The 17917-nt window shown below is 59.9% G+C and carries 12 protein-coding genes; 8 read left to right on the forward strand and 4 right to left on the reverse strand.

The window, feature by feature from the left end; genetic code table 11:
- Positions 1 to 55 precede the first annotated feature (55 nt).
- From trpS to glgB, 7 genes are all read left to right on the forward strand, one after another.
- A complete protein-coding gene (gene trpS, locus HLG82_RS07020) occupies positions 56 to 1147 on the forward strand; it encodes a tryptophan--tRNA ligase (protein WP_193326151.1) in 1092 nt (363 codons plus the stop codon).
- Positions 1148 to 1251: 104 nt separating this feature from the next.
- Entirely contained in the window at positions 1252 to 3618 is a 2367-nt protein-coding gene (locus HLG82_RS07025) for a glycogen/starch/alpha-glucan phosphorylase (protein ID WP_193326152.1), read from the forward strand.
- Positions 3619 to 4265: 647 nt separating this feature from the next.
- Positions 4266 to 4739 carry a hypothetical protein gene (locus tag HLG82_RS07030; protein ID WP_193326153.1) on the forward strand — a complete coding sequence of 158 codons (474 nt, stop codon included), beginning with the start codon at positions 4266 to 4268 and terminating at the stop codon, positions 4737 to 4739.
- 51 nt (positions 4740 to 4790) lie between these two features.
- Positions 4791 to 6956: an alpha-1,4-glucan--maltose-1-phosphate maltosyltransferase gene (locus HLG82_RS07035; RefSeq protein ID WP_193327761.1), complete on the forward strand. Its 2166-nt coding sequence runs from the start codon at positions 4791 to 4793 to the stop codon at positions 6954 to 6956.
- Positions 6957 to 6968: 12 nt separating this feature from the next.
- Complete coding sequence (gene treS / locus HLG82_RS07040; protein ID WP_193326154.1) at positions 6969 to 8705, forward strand: maltose alpha-D-glucosyltransferase; 1737 nt, start codon at positions 6969 to 6971, stop codon at positions 8703 to 8705.
- The gene (locus tag HLG82_RS07045; protein ID WP_193326155.1) at positions 8702 to 10006 is read left to right on the forward strand and encodes a phosphotransferase; all 1305 of its coding nucleotides are present in this window, start codon (positions 8702 to 8704) and stop codon (positions 10004 to 10006) included. Before treS ends, HLG82_RS07045 begins: the two co-directional genes overlap by 4 nt.
- 56 nt (positions 10007 to 10062) lie before the next feature.
- A complete protein-coding gene (glgB, locus tag HLG82_RS07050; protein WP_193326156.1) occupies positions 10063 to 12243 on the forward strand; it encodes a 1,4-alpha-glucan branching protein GlgB in 2181 nt (726 codons plus the stop codon).
- A 45-nt stretch (positions 12244 to 12288) separates the two neighbouring features.
- Here the strand turns inward: glgB and HLG82_RS07055 are convergent, their stop codons facing one another.
- Entirely contained in the window at positions 12289 to 13050 is a 762-nt protein-coding gene (locus tag HLG82_RS07055) for a hypothetical protein (protein ID WP_193326157.1), read from the reverse strand.
- Between the two features lie 209 nt (positions 13051 to 13259).
- Here HLG82_RS07055 and HLG82_RS07060 point away from each other — a divergent pair, with 209 nt between their 5' ends.
- Positions 13260 to 13988, forward strand: a complete 729-nt coding sequence (locus tag HLG82_RS07060) for a hypothetical protein (protein WP_193326158.1) — start codon at positions 13260 to 13262, stop codon at positions 13986 to 13988.
- A gap of 61 nt (positions 13989 to 14049) precedes the next feature.
- Here the strand turns inward: HLG82_RS07060 and HLG82_RS07065 are convergent, their stop codons facing one another.
- The 3 genes from HLG82_RS07065 to HLG82_RS07075 form a co-directional block, all read right to left on the reverse strand.
- Positions 14050 to 14964 carry a sugar ABC transporter permease gene (locus HLG82_RS07065; protein ID WP_193326159.1) on the reverse strand — a complete coding sequence of 305 codons (915 nt, stop codon included), beginning with the start codon at positions 14962 to 14964 and terminating at the stop codon, positions 14050 to 14052.
- A complete protein-coding gene (locus HLG82_RS07070) occupies positions 14965 to 16569 on the reverse strand; it encodes an ABC transporter permease subunit (RefSeq protein ID WP_193326160.1) in 1605 nt (534 codons plus the stop codon).
- A gap of 94 nt (positions 16570 to 16663) precedes the next feature.
- A complete protein-coding gene (locus tag HLG82_RS07075) occupies positions 16664 to 17908 on the reverse strand; it encodes a sugar ABC transporter substrate-binding protein (RefSeq protein WP_193326161.1) in 1245 nt (414 codons plus the stop codon).
- Positions 17909 to 17917 lie beyond the last annotated feature (9 nt).

Below are 17917 nucleotides of genomic sequence, written 5' to 3' on the forward strand. Positions count from 1 at the left end.
CGGGCGGCGGCGTCGACATTTTCGAAACGTCACGGGTGCCACCTATGATGTTGATATGACTGATAACAGCGCGAATTTCGATATTTCCGACGCTTCGCTCGATCATGCTCGTTCGGTGAGCGCCAAGATCGACGAAGCTATCACCAAGGATCCTTCCCAGTTTCGGGTGCTGACGGGCGCCCGCCCGACCGGGAACCTCCACATCGGACACTACTTTGGCGCCCTGCGTAACTGGGTGGAAATTCAGCGGCGCGGGGTCGACACGTGGCTGCTTATCGCCGACTATCAGGTTATTACCGACCGTGACGAGACGGGCTCCATCCGCGATTCGGTCTACTCCCTCCTCACGGATTACCTCGCTATCGGCATGGACCCGGACGAGACAACCATCTTTGCCCACAGCCAAGTCCCTGAGCTCAACGAGCTCATGCTTCCGTTCCTCTCGCTCGTGACCGACGCCGAACTGCGCCGCAACCCCACCGTGAAGGCGGAACTTGACGCCACCGGCGGCCGCCCGATGTCCGGCCTGCTCCTGACCTACCCGGTCCACCAGGCCGCCGACATTCTCTTCTGCAAGGCCAACCTCGTTCCCGTGGGTAAGGACCAGCTCCCCCACCTTGAACAGGCCCGCGTGATCGCTGACCGCTTCGAGACTCGCTACGGCCACAAGGGAAGCGAACGGGTCTTCCCGCGCCCGCAGGCACTCCTATCGGAGGCCGAATCCGTGCTCGGTCTCGACGGAACGAAGATGAGCAAGTCTCGCCACAACACGATCGAGCTGCGTATGAGCGAGGATGAAACCGCCAAGCTGATCAAGAAGGCCGTGACCGACTCCGAACGTTTCATCACCTACGATCCGGACAACCGCCCCGAGGTCTCCAACCTTCTCCTCCTTGCCGGGCTCGCCACAGGGAGCGATCCGCGCGAGATTGCGCAGGAGATCGGCAACGGCGGCGGTGGAACGCTGAAGAAGGTCGTCACCGAGGCCCTCAACGAACACCTTGCACCTTTGCGAGCCCGCCGTATCGAACTTGCAAACGATCCGGCTTACCTCGAATCGGTCCTAGCCCGTGGAGTGGCGAAAGCACGCGAACAAGCCGCACAGACGCTGGCCGAAGTACACGCCGCTTTCGGGATGAGCTACTAAGGATTTCTTGCATGAGGTGGTCAATGGTTTTGCCGCCTATTTTCCCTAGGTATCCTTGAAGAGAGTTAAGTATCGTGGTCTTCCACGCTTGATAAAGGGGTTTCATGACTCACGCAGATTTGACTACAGCTATCGCGGGCCAAGTTCGCGCCTTCTCCGGCAAGAACGCTAGCTCCGCCACGCCGATGGAGTACTGGCAGGGCACTGCTGCCGCCGTCGTCGATCACTTGGCTGAAAACTGGCAGAAGACCGAAGAGCGCTACAACGCCTCACGTATGCAGCACTACTTCTCGGCCGAGTTCCTCATGGGCCGCGCGTTGCTCAACAACCTCAATAATTTAGGCATGATTGAGGACGCGACGAAGGCCCTGGCCGAATTTGGCCAGGATCTGAGCAATGTCCTTGAAGAAGAGCATGATGCCGCTCTGGGTAACGGTGGCCTTGGCCGTCTGGCGGCTTGTTTCCTCGATTCGTCGGCAACTCAGGACCTGCCGGTTCGTGGCTACGGCATCCTCTACCGTTACGGCCTGTTCAAGCAGTTCTTTGAAAACGGCAACCAGCGCGAAGAGCCAGATCCATGGATGGAGGAAGGCTACCCGTTCGTCATCCGCCGCGAGGAGAACCAGAAGCTCATCGAGTACGCCGATCTCAAGGTCCGCGCGATTCCTTATGACATGCCGATCACCGGATATGGAACGGACAACGTGGGTACGCTTCGCCTGTGGAAGGCTGAGCCGATGGCCGAGTTCGATTACAACGCTTTTAATTCCCAAGACTTCACGGGCGCGATCGTGGAGCGCGAGCGGGTCAACGACATTTCTCGTGTGCTCTACCCCAACGATTCTTCCTTCGAAGGTAAGGTGCTTCGCGTGCGCCAGCAGTACTTCTTCTGCTCGGCGTCTCTCCAGCAGATCGTGGACAATGAGATCGCCCAGCGTGGTTCCCTGAAGGACTTCGCGGCTTTCAACTCGATCCAGCTCAACGATACCCACCCGGTCCTTGCCATTCCGGAGTTGATGCGAATCCTCATGGATGAGCACGGTTTCGGTTGGGATGAGGCGTGGAAGATCGTCCAGGGCACCTTCGCCTACACCAACCACACCGTTCTGGCCGAGGCGTTGGAAACATGGGAGATTTCGATCTTTGATCGCCTCTTCCCGCGCATTCGTGAGATTATTTTTGAGATCGATCGGCGCTTCCGTGAGGAGATGGCCGCAGCGGGCTATGACCAGGGCAAAATCGACTACATGGCCCCCGTCTCGGGCAACCGCATCCGAATGGCGTGGATTGCCTGCTACGCCGCCTTCTCGATCAATGGCGTGGCTGCCCTGCACACGGAGATCATCAAGGCGGACACGCTCAAGGATTGGCACGACGTGTGGCCGGAAAAGTTTAACAACAAGACCAACGGGGTGACGCCGCGCCGTTGGCTCGACCAGTGCAATCCGCGCCTGTCGGCTCTCTTAACCGAGTTGCTCGGTTCCGACGCCTGGGTTCGCGACCTCGACCTGCTCAAGAATCTTGAGGGCTATCTCAACGACGCCGACGTGCTCGATCGTCTCAATGCCATCAAGCACGCCAACAAGGTCGATTTCGCCGCGTGGATCAAGAACCGCCAGGGCATTGACGTGAATCCGGAGGCCGTTTTCGACACTCAGATCAAGCGCCTGCACGAGTACAAGCGCCAGTTGCTCAACGCCCTGTACATCCTTGATCTCTACTTCCAGATCAAGGAAAACCCATCGATGGAGGTGCCCCCGCGCGTCTTCATTTTTGGCGCGAAGGCAGCACCTGGTTATGTTCGTGCCAAGGCGATCATCAAGCTGATCAACACCATCGGTGAGCTGATTAATAACGACGCCGACGTGGCCGGCCGCCTCAAGGTCGTCTTCGTGGAGAACTACAACGTCTCCCCCGCGGAGCACATCATTCCTGCCACGGACGTCTCCGAGCAGATTTCCACTGCCGGCAAGGAGGCTTCGGGCACGGGCAACATGAAGTTCATGATGAACGGCGCGTTGACTCTGGGCACGATGGACGGGGCGAATGTGGAGATCGTTGATGCGGTCGGCAACGAGAACGCCTACATCTTCGGCGCTCAGGAAGACGAGTTGCCCGAGCTGCGCAAGACCTACGATCCGCGTCGCACCGCCGCCGAGGTCCCTGGCCTGCAGCGAGTGATGGATGCGCTTGTCGATGGCACGCTCGACGACGCCGGCACCGGCCTTTTCCATGACCTGCACAACTCGTTGCTCGGCGAATGGGGTGGCTCGGACGAGTACTATGTCCTTGGCGATTTCGCCTCGTACCGCGCAACCCGTGACAGGGTGGCTGCCGATTACTTCGCAGATCGCCGCCATTGGGCCGCGATGTGTTTGAAGAACATCATCGAGTCTGGCCGTTTCTCCTCCGATCGCACTATCCGCGACTACGCGCGCGAGGTGTGGAAGATTGAAGCTCAGAAGATCTAAGGGAGCATAGACGCCGGGGGTGTTAGCCTGGAATCGCCAGGCTAACACCCCCACTTTCTTGCTTCTAGACAAGGATATCCACCGCTGTAGTGACAGAGGTCTGCATGCTGACACCTCGAATTGGGCCCGCAAAAGCCGCGAGTGACATGTGCGCCTGGAAGGCTGGGAGAATCTGCGGGCTAAGCGTCAGGAAGTGGGTCTTAAGTTCGGGTTTCTTGTTGTTATTTCAAGGAAAAGTCGCGGTCCTTATGGTTTTCGGGCTTAATATGCTTGCTTCCTTGACATCGCGGCGAGTACGTGCAGTATGTGAAGAAGTTAAGTCTCAACGCTCGTCTTTGTCCTTTGTGTGCTCGCCCCTCGAAGAAGAAAGGCTTGACAGGCGATATCAGCTCGGCAGTGCGCCTAACCTCGGGTCGCCTTCCCACGCATGGAGAGTCAATCGTAGGGCTACGTGCTAAAGACAAGCTCCGCCTCGTGGACGGCATTGGATATGTCGAATCCGGTGTCGGACAACAGTGGCCAATCGTTGGAACATTTGAAGCGATATCCCCTTCGGCGATCTGAACGACTACGTCATTGTCACCGATGAGGTGCCCGCTTATGCCCGCCTCCACGTTCTTGCCCCTAACCTGGCGACCCTACCGAACATGGAAAGCGCAGTCTCTCGTGTCATCGGCGAACATCCTGGCCTAGACATCACCAAGAACTCAGCCGCTGCCTCCGCAGCCGATTCACTCAAGCTCATGTCCGTCTTGCGATCCTCCGGAACTGCCCAGATCGCACAGACGATCGGTGGTGGACTGCTCGTCATCTTCGGCGTCGTCTTTGCTGATGTGCTTCTCCACGCCCGCGACCTCGGACGTCGCCGCACACTCGGAATCACACGCACCAATCTCGTGGCCTTCATTGAACTCCGGGTAGCCTACTCAGCAATCATCGGCGCTTTCCTCGGAGCTATCTGCGCTCACCTTGTTCTGGCCCTCCAGGCAGTGGCCGTTCCCGCCCGTTTCACCGCCGCAACGATTGTCTTGACGATCGCGGCCGCCGTCCTTGCTGCGCTCATCCCTGGCGTGATTGCCGCCTATCGAGATCCTGTCACCGTCATGCGCACCCACGTCTAAGTTTTCGGTATTGGCTGATCTCGGCGGTAATGCTGTGCGCTTTGACATAGAATTGTCAGCGTGACTACCAACGATTCCGCCAAGCCCACCGCCCCTCTAACCTCGCCAGTGGCAAAGCCCGCGACCAAGGCCGCTAAGAGTAATGCGAAGAAGCCTGCACCCAAGAAGCAGTCGACACGCAAGAGCCGCGCGTCAGCGGCGAACGCGACGGCGTCGTTGACTCCGGTTGGCCGTATCCCGATTGTCGGCGTCTCGCCCGTGCTCCACAACGGTGCGTGGCCTGCAAAAGGAACCGTTAACGAAGCCTTCCCCGTCACGGCCACCGTCTTCCGTGAGGGCCACGATCAGTTCGGCGCCGCCGCGGTCCTCGTTGACCCCCAGGGCAAGGAGATACAGGAATCAATCATGTTCGATTCCCACCCTGGCCTCAACATCTACAAGGGATGGCTCACCCCAACAAGTTCGGGCCAATGGGAGTTCTTCGTACGCGCATGGTCCGATCCGATGGCGACCTGGTATCACGACGCCGAGATCAAGCTGAACGCCGGCGTTGACGTAGAGCTCGTCTTCCTTGAAGGAGAGCGACTACTCACCCGCGCGATGAAGAACATGCCAACGTCTACCGAAGAACGCGCGATCCTCCGTGACGCGATCTCGGTGATCAAGCGCAAGCGCGTGTCCACCAATCTGCGTTTCGCAGCCGCCACTTCCGACGATGTTCGCCGCGCGCTGGACACCTACCCGTTGCGCGACATGGTCACTGAGTCCCCGCGGTATAAGGTCAATGTGGATCGTGAGCGAGCGCTCGTCGGGTCCTGGTATGAAATCTTCCCACGCTCCATCGGCTGCTATTTTGACGATGCAAGCAAGACGTGGGTATCGGGGACGTTAAAGACGGCGGCCGAGGGTCTCGATCGCATCGCGGCGATGGGATTCGACGTCATTTATCTGACTCCGATCCATCCCATCGGGGAAACGAATAAGAAGGGTCGTAACAACACACTCGATTCAACGCCGGAAGATCCAGGGTCTCCGTACGCAATCGGGTCGGCCTCGGGCGGCCACGATGCAATTCACCCGGACCTCGGCACGTTTGAGGATTTTGACGCGTTCGTCGCTCGCGCGCGCGAGCTCGGGATGGAAGTGGCGCTCGACATCGCTTTGCAGTGCTCCCCCGACCACCCCTGGATCACCGAGCACCCGGAATGGTTTACCACCCGTGCGGATGGAACGATCGCTTACGCCGAAAACCCGCCCAAGAAGTATCAGGACATCTACCCGCTCAACTTCGATAATGACCCTGAGGGGATCTACCAGGAGATCAAGCGGATCCTTGAGCTGTGGGTGAGCCACGGCGTCACCCTCTTCCGCGTCGATAACCCGCACACCAAGCCGGTTTCCTTCTGGCAGCGCCTGCTGGCAGAATTCCGCGAGCTTCACCCCGATGTCATCTTCTTGGCCGAAGCTTTCACGAAGCCTCCCATGCTTCAGGCGTTGGGCGCAGTGGGCTTCCACCAGTCCTACAACTACTTTGCGTGGCGTAACGATAAGAAGGAGCTCGAGGAATACCTATGGGAGCTCTCCCACGATTCTGACGCGCGCGTGCGCCCGGCGTTCTGGCCGACGACGCACGACATCCTCACCCCCTACATGCAACGAGGCGGGGTGCCCGCCTTCGCAATCCGCGCGATACTTGCGGCGACAGGCTCGCCAACCTGGGGAATTTACAACGGCTACGAACTTGTGGAAAACGTGGCGCGCCCTGGCGCCGAGGAGCAGATCGACAACGAAAAGTACCAATACAAGAACCGCGATTGGCAGGCCGGCCAAGCGCTTGGTATCTCGAGTCTGCTGACCAAGCTCAACGACATCCGCTCCCGCCATTTGGCCCTCCGTCGCCTGCGCAACATCACCATTAACCCCACGACCAATGACAACATCTTGTGCTTCACCAAGGTCACACGGCCCGAAGAATCGCCAGACGGATCCGTGGACATGGTCATCGTCGTCGTTAACCTCAACCCGTATGAGACCCACGCGGGGCAGATTGAGCTCGATCTGTCGGCCTTTGGCACCTCTGCTCGGTGGGATGGCTCCCCCGCAATTGAGGTCTTTGACGAGCTCACCGGCGAAACCTTCTATTGGAATGACCGCCCCTACGTCAGCCTCAATCCCCATGGGCAACCGGCTCACATTCTTTCCGTGAAAGTTTACTAACAAAGGCCTTATGTGACCCAGATTTCGAACGCATTCTTTTCTTCCGAGACCGACCACTTCCCCGGTTTGGATGACAACCCGGACTGGTTCAAGACGGCCGTCTTCTACGAGGTACTCCTACGCGCATTCGGTGATTCGAACGGCACGGGCCTCGGCGATCTGCGGGGCCTGATCAATCACTTGGATTACCTCCAGTGGCTCGGCGTCGATTGTCTGTGGATCCCACCCTTCTACCCCTCTCCCATGCGAGACGGGGGCTACGACGTCGCCAACTTCACCGCGATTTCCCCGGAATACGGCACGATCGAAGAATTCGGGGAGCTGATTGAGGAGGCCCACAAGCGGGGAATCCGTATCATTATCGACCTCGTCGTCAACCACACCTCCGATCAGCACCCGTGGTTCCAATCCTCACGGTCGAACCCGGACGGCCCCTTTGGAGACTTCTACGTCTGGCGCGACGATGACGCCGACTATGCCGACGCGCGCATCATTTTCATCGACACCGAGGCGAGCAACTGGACCTTCGATCCGGTGCGCCGCCAATATTTCTGGCACCGCTTCTTCTCCCACCAGCCCGATTTGAACTACGAAAATCCGAAGGTACGTGAGGCAATCAAGGACGTGGTCCGCTTCTGGGCCCAGCTTGGCATCGACGGCTTCAGGCTCGACGCCGTCCCCTATCTTTTCGAAGAAGAGGGCACCAACTGCGAGAACCTACCCCAAACCCACGCATTCCTTGCCGAATTACGCGAGATGCTGGAGACCGAGTTCCCGGGCAAGATCATGCTGGCGGAGGCCAATCAGTGGCCGCAGGACGTGGTGGAGTACTTTGGTAGCGAGGAAGATCCCGAATGCCAGATGTGCTTCCACTTCCCCGTCATGCCACGCATCTACTACGCGTTGCGTGACCAGCGGGCCACCGCGATCCGCGACATCTTGCACGCTACCCCAGATATCCCGGCAGGCACTCAATGGGGCACCTTCCTGCGTAATCACGACGAGCTCACCCTCGAGATGGTCTCCACGGAAGAACGTGCCAAAATGTATGGCTGGTATGCCGAGGACCCGCGGATGCGTGCGAACGTAGGAATCCGGCGTCGTCTGGCGCCGCTCCTCGGTAACTCGCGGGCGGAGCTCGAGCTGGCCAACGCCCTCCTTCTGTCGCTGCCCGGTTCACCGTGCCTCTACTACGGCGATGAGATTGGGATGGGGGACAACATCTGGTTGCCCGACCGCGACTCGGTCCGTGCACCCATGCAGTGGACCCCAGACCGTAACGCGGGCTTCTCCACCGCCGACCCGGGCAAGCTCTACCTACCCACGATCCAATCGCTCGTCTACCACTATCAGGCGATCAACGTCGAGGCGCAGCTTGCCCAGCCGGCGTCGTTGCTCCACTGGATGCGTGGCATCCTCATGATTCGCCGCGAGTATCCGGTGCTCGGCGACGGCGACTTCACCCTGCGCGAAGCGAACAACGAGGCCGTGCTGGCATTCACCCGCGCTAACGAAAATCAGGTGATGCTGTGCGTGATGAACATGGCCAACACGGCACGAGCCGCTCAGATCTCGCTCCCCGAGTACGCGCAGTGGGAGGCACGCGACGTGTTCGGCGGCGCAGGCTTCCCATCCGTGGGCAAGGACGGGACCTACTCCATGACGCTCGGCTCACGCGATTTCTTCTGGCTTGAACTGACACGGCCGGGATCGGGAACACCGGCGCCCATCGAGGGAGCGAGCGCATGATCGGAGTCGTCACGCGTGTCGAGAACGCCGAAGTCACCGGCCTCCTTCGTCAATGGATGCCCCGCGCACGTTGGTTCACAGGCAAGGCCAACGCCGACTTCCGTATCGGCGCCCACGCCCTCCTTGCCGAGAACGCCGGCATCCGCACCGCCATCTACCTCGTGGACGCGGGCGGGCTGACCTTTAGCGTCCCGCTCACGTTCAAGCCGCACGGAAGCGGCGTCGCCGTCTTTGACGCCACCGACGACGCCGATGGCCAGCGCGCCCTCCTCGCGGCGGCGTTCGCCACCCCGGCGCCCGGTGCCGGAGGGCTAACGCTCACCTCGCATCCCACACGCGAAGCGTCACCCATCGCCGAGGCGCGCAAGCTGACCTCAGAACAGTCCAACACCTCGATTATCTACAGGTTCGCCGAGCCCGACGACGGCGCCGCGGGCATCATCCTCAAGGTCTTTCGCGTGCTCTCAGACGGGTCCAATCCGGACGTGGAGTTGCAGCAGGCGCTCGACGGCGCCGGCTCGCGGGCTGTCCCCCGCCAGTACGGGTCCGTCAGTGGCCGGTGGGATGGCAAACACACCGACGTGCTCGTGGCCCAAGAGTTCTTGGTCGGCGCCACCGACGCGTGGCAGGTGATCACTGACGAGCTGGCCCGGACGGCGTCGTTCACGCAACGGTCGCAGATTGAGGCTCTGGGCGCGCTCACACGCGGCATCCACGACGAGCTGGCGACAGCCTTCCCCACGCTCCCGGCAACGGATCAGCTACGCGAAGAGCTCGTCAAGCAGTGGCGAGAGCGCGCCGAGAAGGCGATCGCGGACGCTCCCGAGTTGGAAGAATATCGCGCCGACATCGAGCGCGTCTTCACCTCGGCCCTCGACGTACCCTGGCCCCACCTCCAGCGCATCCACGGCGACTTTCACCTCGGCCAGGTGTTGCACGTGCCCGAACGCGGATGGGTGGCCCTCGATTTCGAAGGCGAGCCACTTCGCCCGCTGAGCGAACGCGTTCACCCGGACCTCGCCCTGCGGGATGTGGCCGGCATGCTTCGTTCGTTCGACTACGCCGGCGGATCGGCGTTGCTCGCCGGCGCCGGCTCCGACCAGATCGACGCATGGACCGCCGCGGCCAAGGTCGCCTACGTGGCAGGCTACGGCGAGCTTGACGCCCACCAAAACCGCCTACTTTCGGCACTTATCCTCGACAAGGCCCTCTACGAGGTCAGCTATGAGACGGCTAGCCGGCCCTCTTGGGTACAGCTCCCGCTCCGTGGGGTAATTCGGTTGATAAGCGATCGAAAATAACAAACCAGCGTAGAATAAGTCTCAATATAACCCGCGCACAAAAAAGGAAACCCGACATGACTGAACCCGTACCGATGTCTGTCAATCACGACGTACTAGATGCCGTGTCCAATGGCGCATACCATTCCCCACACGATGTCCTAGGCCCCCACAGCGATGGCACGAACGTCACTATTCGTGTCAGCCGCCAGCTAGCCGACACGGTCACGATCGTGACCCCCGACGCCGAATACCCCGCGGTTCACGAATGGAACGGCGTGTGGGTGGCAGTCCTTCCCGGCCAAGAGATTCCGACCTACCAGGTGCGCGCCACCTACGGTGATTTCGAGGCGACGACCGACGACGGCTACCGTTTTCTTCCCACGATCGGTGAAGTCGATCGCTACCTCTTCTCCGAGGGACGCCATGAGCAGCTGTGGAAGGCGCTGGGCGCACATGTGCGCAGCTACGATACTCCGATGGGCGTCGTCGAGGGCACCAGCTTCACGGTGTGGGCACCCAACGCTCGAGCCGTGCGTGTGATCGGAGACTTTAATTCGTGGAGCGGCATCTCCTCCACGATGCGCACCATGGGTACCTCCGGCATCTGGGAGCTGTTCATCCCAGGAGCCCAGGACGGGCATCGCTACAAGTACGAGATCCAGTACGCGGACGGCAGCTGGCACCAAAAGGCCGATCCGATGACGCGGCGCACGGAGGCTCCGCCGTCGACAGCCTCCATCATCACCAAGTCTCACTTCGAATGGGACGACGAGGAGTGGATGGACAAGCGTGCTGGGACCGATCCACACTCCGGCCCGGTGTCCGTCTACGAGCTTCACCTCGGCTCGTGGCGCAACGGGCTGTCCTACCGCGAGGCGGCCGAGCAGCTCATCGGGCACGTGAAGTACATGGGATTCACCCACGTGGAGTTCATGCCGCTGGCCGAGCACCCCTTCGGGCCCTCGTGGGGCTACCAAGTCACCTCATACTACGCACCCACCGCCCGCTTCGGCACACCGGACGATCTGCGCTACCTCATCAACGAGCTTCACAAGGCTGGCATCGGCGTCATCATGGACTGGGTTCCGGCCCACTTCCCCAAGGACGAATGGGCGTTGGCTCGTTTCGATGGTACTCCGCTCTACGAAGATCCCAATCCGTTGCGCGGCGAACAGCCGGACTGGGGAACATACGTGTTCAACTTCGGCCGTCGCGAGGTGCGCAACTTTCTCGTCGCCAACGCCTTGTTCTGGATGGAAGAGTTCCACGTGGACGGCCTGCGCGTGGACGCCGTCGCATCCATGCTTTACCTCGACTACTCACGTCAGGAAGGCCAGTGGCAGCCCAACATCTACGGTGGGCGCGAGAACCTGGAGGCCATCTCCTTCATCCAAGAGGCCAACGCCACGGCGTACCGCAACCACCCCGGCATCATGATGATCGCTGAGGAGTCCACCTCCTGGGGCGGCGTGACTGGCATGACCGAGAACGGTGGCCTCGGCTACGGTCTGAAGTGGAACATGGGGTGGATGAACGACACTCTGCGTTACATGGAGGAAAAGCCGGTCAACCGCAAGTGGCACCACGGAGAACTCACGTTCTCCCTCGTGTATGCCTTCTCCGAGCACTTCCTGTTGCCGCTCTCCCACGACGAGGTCGTGCACGGCAAGGGCTCCCTCTACTCGAAGATGCCCGGCGACCACTGGCAGAAGCTAGCCGGCGTTCGTCTCCTGCTCGCCTACCAGTGGTCCCACCCGGGTAAGAAACTGTTGTTTATGGGGCAAGAATTCGCTCAAATCGACGAATGGAACTCCGGCAAGGGCCTTGACTGGTGGCTCACCGATAACCCTGGCCACGACGGCGTGATGACGTGCGTCAAGCGCCTCAACGAGATTTACACCGAGCACCCCGCATTGTGGAGCGACGACTTCACCAACCACGGCTTCGAATGGCTCGAAGTCAACGACTCCGACCACAACGTGCTGGCATACCTTCGCAAGTCCGCAGACGGGGAAGACATGGTGGCGGCAATCTGCAACTTCTCCGGCATCCCCCACAACGACTACCGAATCGGTCTGCCCACCGCGGGCGTATGGGAGGAAGTGCTCAACACCGACGCCGTCGAGTACGGCGGCTCGGGCGTGGGCAACCTCGGCCAGGTACAGACCGAGGCCGTTGAGTGGGCCGGGCGTGCTCAGTCCGCGATCATGCAGCTACCGCCCTACGGCGTCGTATACCTGACACCGCAGAAGTAACTCACTCAACAACAGTGATGGCGCCCCACCCGGGACGCCATCACTTTATTTCATGTGCTTCGAGATCGCCTCAGGATAGTACTGAAGCTCAACTCCTGATAGAAGGAACTCGTCTGCAGGATCCTTACGCTCAAAATAGAAGGCGTTGAGGTTCCGGCCACCGACCGTGGCGTAACGCAACACCCGATAGGTATCGATACCCTCGGCCCACCGTGCGCCGGTCTGTAACGGGTCCCCGAATTTTTCTTGGAACTGCGAGAAGGGCATGCCAATGTAGAGCCCGTTATCTTCGCCGATCGCGTCCTTGAAGTTCTCGAAGCCCGCAGCGAATGGGTTCTCGAGCCAGAAGAAGGCGTTGGTGATAGCGAGGTCCTTGGGCTTGACGTCCGTCTTCTTGCCGACCGGCTCGGCGACCACCTCAGCCTTAATTCCTCGCATGGCCTTCGACTCACACGTAAATTTCTCTTCTGCTGCGGTCAGATCCGTGGAGTTGAGGTGCTCCTCCAACGTCCCCTTTCCTTCAACTTGGTCTGGGAAATTGCAGAACTTATTGACGAATTCCAGTAACGGAATCGGCATGGTCATGTTAGTTCCTGCCACGGCAATCTTTCCCGTGGTGGCGACGGCCGGTGTACCAGGCACGAGCTTGAGGTCGGCGATGATCTCTTCCTCGGCCCTGCCTTGGTCCGCCTCATCGTCCTCCATGTCGTCAGAGTCCTCGGCGGACTGCTCTACTTGCGATTCCTCTGCCGAATGCGAAACCTCCGCGCTCTCGCCGGCGCCGGAGCAGCCGGTCAAGAAGCCCACGATCAGAAGAAAAAAGCGGCGATGCCTTTTCCATGGCGCTCTCCTATAGTTGTGCGTAATTGCGCGTATAGCGAGGTGGCCCGCAGACCCGGGCGAAAATGGCCATATCGCTACGGGAAGTCCTCCCCGACATGCGGCCCGCCGATGCTGGCAAACACGATAAAATTGGGGCACGTGCGCGCTAGTCGCTGGAATATGAAGGACATGAGATGAAAGCACACAAGTGGGCGGCGCTCGCCCTCATCACGCTGGGATTAGCTGCATGCTCGGCCGACGCTCCTGGCCCCGCGGCGCAAACCTCTGCCGCCAGTTCAATGAGCGCCACGCCTGGCGAGACGACGCGCGGTGAGACGACACCGCGTGCGGACGCTTCTCCGTTGGCCACGGCTACCCACTTCGAGGTCCACGGCAAGGAGGTGCGCCTTGGCGGTCCGATTCGGGCGTTCATCGAGGAACATGACCTCGAGTATGACCCCGTTGACGACGCGGACCTTAACCAGCTATTGGACACGGAATCCACTGAACGCCTCAACGTCAATCTCGGCCTTCGCTCGCGCAGCATGCCCGAGCTGTCTTTCAGGCTCATGGGTGTGCGCACCGATCCGAATGCCACTTTGCTCCAAGGCGATTTGAAGATCAACACGCTCGACGTCGAAATCTCCTCGCCGGACTTCCCCTCGACCCCGGAGAAATACAAGGACGTCCTCCACAGCAACATCGGGCTTTACCTGGGAATGCCGATGTCGGAGTTTATCGAGCGCTTCGGGGACCCGAAGGAGAACGCCGTCAACCAAGACTCATTCGGCGGGAAAGGTGACTGGATCACCTACTACTACCCCAACACCTACGCTTTCCACAGCATCTCCACCTACCCCGACACTCAGGGCGAGCCACGCATCCAAGGAATCAGGCTCGCCGATCCCTCCATCGAAAACTAAAAAGTTCCGCCCCGCGCAATGCGCGGGGCGGAACCGGGTTAAGGCGAGGAAAGAATCAACCTTATCCCTTGACAGCACCTCCGGTCAGACCGGAGACGATGTACTTCTGCAGGAAGAGGAAGAGAAGCAGAATCGGCAATGCCGAAATGATGGAGCCGGCTGTGAACCACTCCCAGTGCTTTTCGTTTCCTCCGACCCAAAGGTTCATGCCCACTGCCAACGTCCAGTTATTCTGGCTCGTCAAAATGGTTCGAGAAAGAATGAAGTCGTTGAACGCGGAGATGAAGGACAGCAGGCCGACGACCGCGAGGATCGGGATGACCAGCGGCATGACGATCGTCCAGTAGATCTGCGAGTGCGAGGCGCCGTCGATCTTGGCGGCCTCATCGAGCTCCATCGGGATGGAGTTGAAGAAGCCGTACATGAGGAAAGTGTTAGCTCCCAGAGCGCCGCCCCAGTAGACCGCGATCAGAGCGATCTTCGAATCGATGCCCAGCCACGGGATGATATCGCCGAGGGTGGTCAGGAGGAGGAAGATCGCGACGAAGGTCAGCAGCTGCGGGAACATCTGGATGATCATGAGGGACATCAGGGTGACCTTGCGGCCCTGGAAGCGGTAACGCGAGAATGCGTACGCCGCCGCCGCACCCATGAGCACCGTACCGATCGACGTCGCGACGCCGATGATGAGGGTGTTCTTCAGCCACGTCCAGAACATGGTGTCGGACAGCTCGCTGAAGTTCTCAAATGAGACGTCGGAAAAGAGCGCGTTTGCGCCCGTCAGGGTGGTCGAGATGTTCGGGTTGAGTGCCGCCGAGACGATGTAGACGATCGGGAAGGCCGCGTAGACCACGGCAAGCATGCCGACGACGTGGCGGAAGCCTAGCTCACGGAACCAACGCCCGAAACCCATCTTGTTCTCAGCGACCTGAAGCTGCCCGGCTGCGGGCTGTGCCATTGCAGTATGCTCAGTCATTTAGCTCAGTCCTTCCAGCGAGTTCGACTTCTTGAACGAGTACAGCGATACGCCGCCGACGATCAGGAAGATCACGAGGGACATCGCGGCAGCCAAACCGTAGTTCGGCAGTGCTTCACCAGTCAGGCCTGCGATCTTGTACACCATCGAAATGAGGATGTCGGTGTGGCCCACCGGCACTGAGGCGTCCGTCATCGAGGGGCCTCCCCCATTCAACATGTAAATCAGGTTGAAGTTGTTGAAGTTGAAGGCGAAGGAGGAGATGAGAAGCGGTGTCAAGGCGATCATGAGCTGAGGGAAAGTGACGTTGCGCCACACCTGGAAGGTGTTCGCGCCGTCGATCTTGGCCGCCTCGACGAGGTCACCGGGAATCGACTGCAGGGCACCCGTCACGATGAGGAACATGTAGGGGAAGCCCATCCACAGGTTCACCAGGATCACGGAGACCTTCGCCATCGTCGGGTCGGTCAGCCACGGAATGGCGGCGCCAAGAAGCTCATTGAAGAAGCCATACTTGGCGTTCATGAGGCCCGCGAAGAGGAAGGCTGTCATGAATGAGGGGAACGCGTAGGGCAGCAGCATGATCGTTCGATAGATCTTGCGGCCCTTCATACGGTCGTCATTCATGACGATAGCGAGGATCATGCCGAGCAGGAAGGTGGTCAGCACGGAAAAGAATGCGAAGGCGACGTTCCACAGCAGGACCTGGAAGAACGGCTGCGAGTAGCGCCCGTCAGAGAAGCCCTTGATGAAGTTGTCGAACCCGACGCCGACGCGCCAGCCCACCGGAAGAGTCGAGCCGTCCTCGGCCTCGAAGAAGCCCGTGTCCCCGTTGGCCTTGTAGACCTTGCCGGTCTCGGTGTTGGTCATGGTGTCAGCGGCTTCGTCGTACTTGAGCGTCGAGGTGAACTGGAAGGCCGTCGTACCCGTCTGAGTTCCGATCGAACCATCCTCCGGGTCGCCGCTGAGCGGCACGCGCAGATCAATGATCTCCTTCTGCCGCGACGCCAGGCTAGATGCAGGAAGAGTCTTCCAGCCCTCGACCGACGCGATACGGTTGCCTTCGATCTTGCCATCGACCTGAGCCAACGGAGTGTCAGCGCTACCGACCTTGATCTTGCCGTCGTCAATGACGGCAAAGCCGAGTTCACCATCCTTCTCTACGAGCGCGAGCGGATACTGCGGCGATCCTTCGACCCGCTTGAAGGAATTCTGAACGACGAGCGCGTTGACAGCCTGGGCCTTATCGAGCGTGTGCTGATGGCCGTAGTTGGTGAACGCGATGTAGCCGGTGTAGACGATCGTGAACGCCTGGAAGACCAGCAGGAAGACGAGGCCCGGGGCGAGGTACTTCAGGGCAAGTGTGCGCTTGGAGAAGTACACCCAATCAACGGCCAAGAGAAGGATGAGCATGAGGGTACCGATAACCCACGAGCCCAGCGAATACGCGGTGAAAATAATATATACGCCGAGGGCATTGACCAATGCCATAAGAACAAGCTTGACGGCGAAGCCAGCCGACCAGTTGGTCGCATGCGAGTCCTTCTTACGAAGCTCTTGGCGGCGGCGCTGCCTTTCCTTGCTCACCTCGGACTGAACTGTCATCGATGACAAAGTTCCTCCTAGAGTGGTTCGTGATGCTAGACAAGTGCCGGCTGGTCAGTCTTGACCGGCCGGCACTTGTGCTTCATGAGAGCGACTACTTGTTCATCTCGGCTTCGATGTCGGAGATCATCTTCTCCCAGACGGCGCCAGCGTCAGCACCGCCAGCGAGGATCTGGGACTCAGTCTTGCCCCAGAAGCTCCACACGGCGCCCATCTCAGGAAGCGACGGCATCGGAAGAGCGGCCTCGCCAGCCTTTGCGAAGCCAGCCATGAGCGGATCCTTGGTTGCGGCGTCGGCGGACTCGGTCAGAGCGGGAACGCGCTGGCCGATCTCGTAAAGCTTGTCCTGGACCTGCTTGGAGCCGACGTAGTTCACCAGGAAGTCGGTTGCGAGGAGCTGGTTAGCCGAACCAGCGTTGATGAAGCCACCTTGGACGCCGAGGAACGGAGCAGCCGGCATGTCGCCAGCGGCCGGGATCGGATCGACCGCGATGTTCATTCCCTTGAAGTCGTTAATCATCCACGGGCCACCGAGGATGTAGGGAGACTTGCCGGCCTTGAAAGCATCCACAGCGATGTCGTAGGTGACGTTGGTGTCGAGAATATTGGTACCCCCCTGGCCGTTGGCTGCGAGCCACTCGGCGAAAGCCTTGCCCTTATCGCCGCCGAGGTTGAGCTTCTTGGTGTAGTTCTTATCGCCATCGAGCTCGAAGACCGGGCCCGAGAAGGATGCCTCGAAGGGGTACATGGTGTACGGATCGCCGTCGGCACCAACCTGCATGATGAACGGGTATTGCACGCCAGCTGCCTTGCCCTTGGCGATCATCTCGTCGAAGGTGGCGGGGGTGGAGTCCACGAGGTCGGCGTTGCGGTAGATGGCGAGGTTCTCCACGGCGTAGGGAACGCCGTAGGTGGTGCCCTCGTAGGTAAAGGCGTTGACGGCGAGCTTGTTAAACTCACTTACCTTGGCGCCGAGCTCAACGGGAGCGACGAGGCCGTTGGTGACGAACTCTCCCAGCCAGTCGTGAGCACCGAAAACGACGTCCGGACCCTTGCCTGCAGCCGCCTGCGAGGCAAACTCGGAGCGCATCTGGTCGTTTTCCTTCACAACGAGCTCAACCTCGTTGCCGGTGTCCTTCTTGTAGTTTTCAGCTGCGATCTTGAACGCCGGCTCACGGTTGGCGTCGGTCCAGATCACGATCTTGCCACCAGCCGCTGCTTCGGTGGTGGTAGTGGTGGTGGGCTTGTCAGTGTTTTTGTCGCTCGAGCCGTTGTTCGAACATGCTGCCAGCGTCAGTGCCAGACCAGCAGTAGCAATAAGCGCGATGCTCCTGCGCATTTTCTCTCC

This window comes from Trueperella pecoris (genome assembly GCF_014926385.1).
Taxonomy (GTDB): Bacteria; Actinomycetota; Actinomycetes; order Actinomycetales; family Actinomycetaceae; genus Trueperella; species Trueperella pecoris.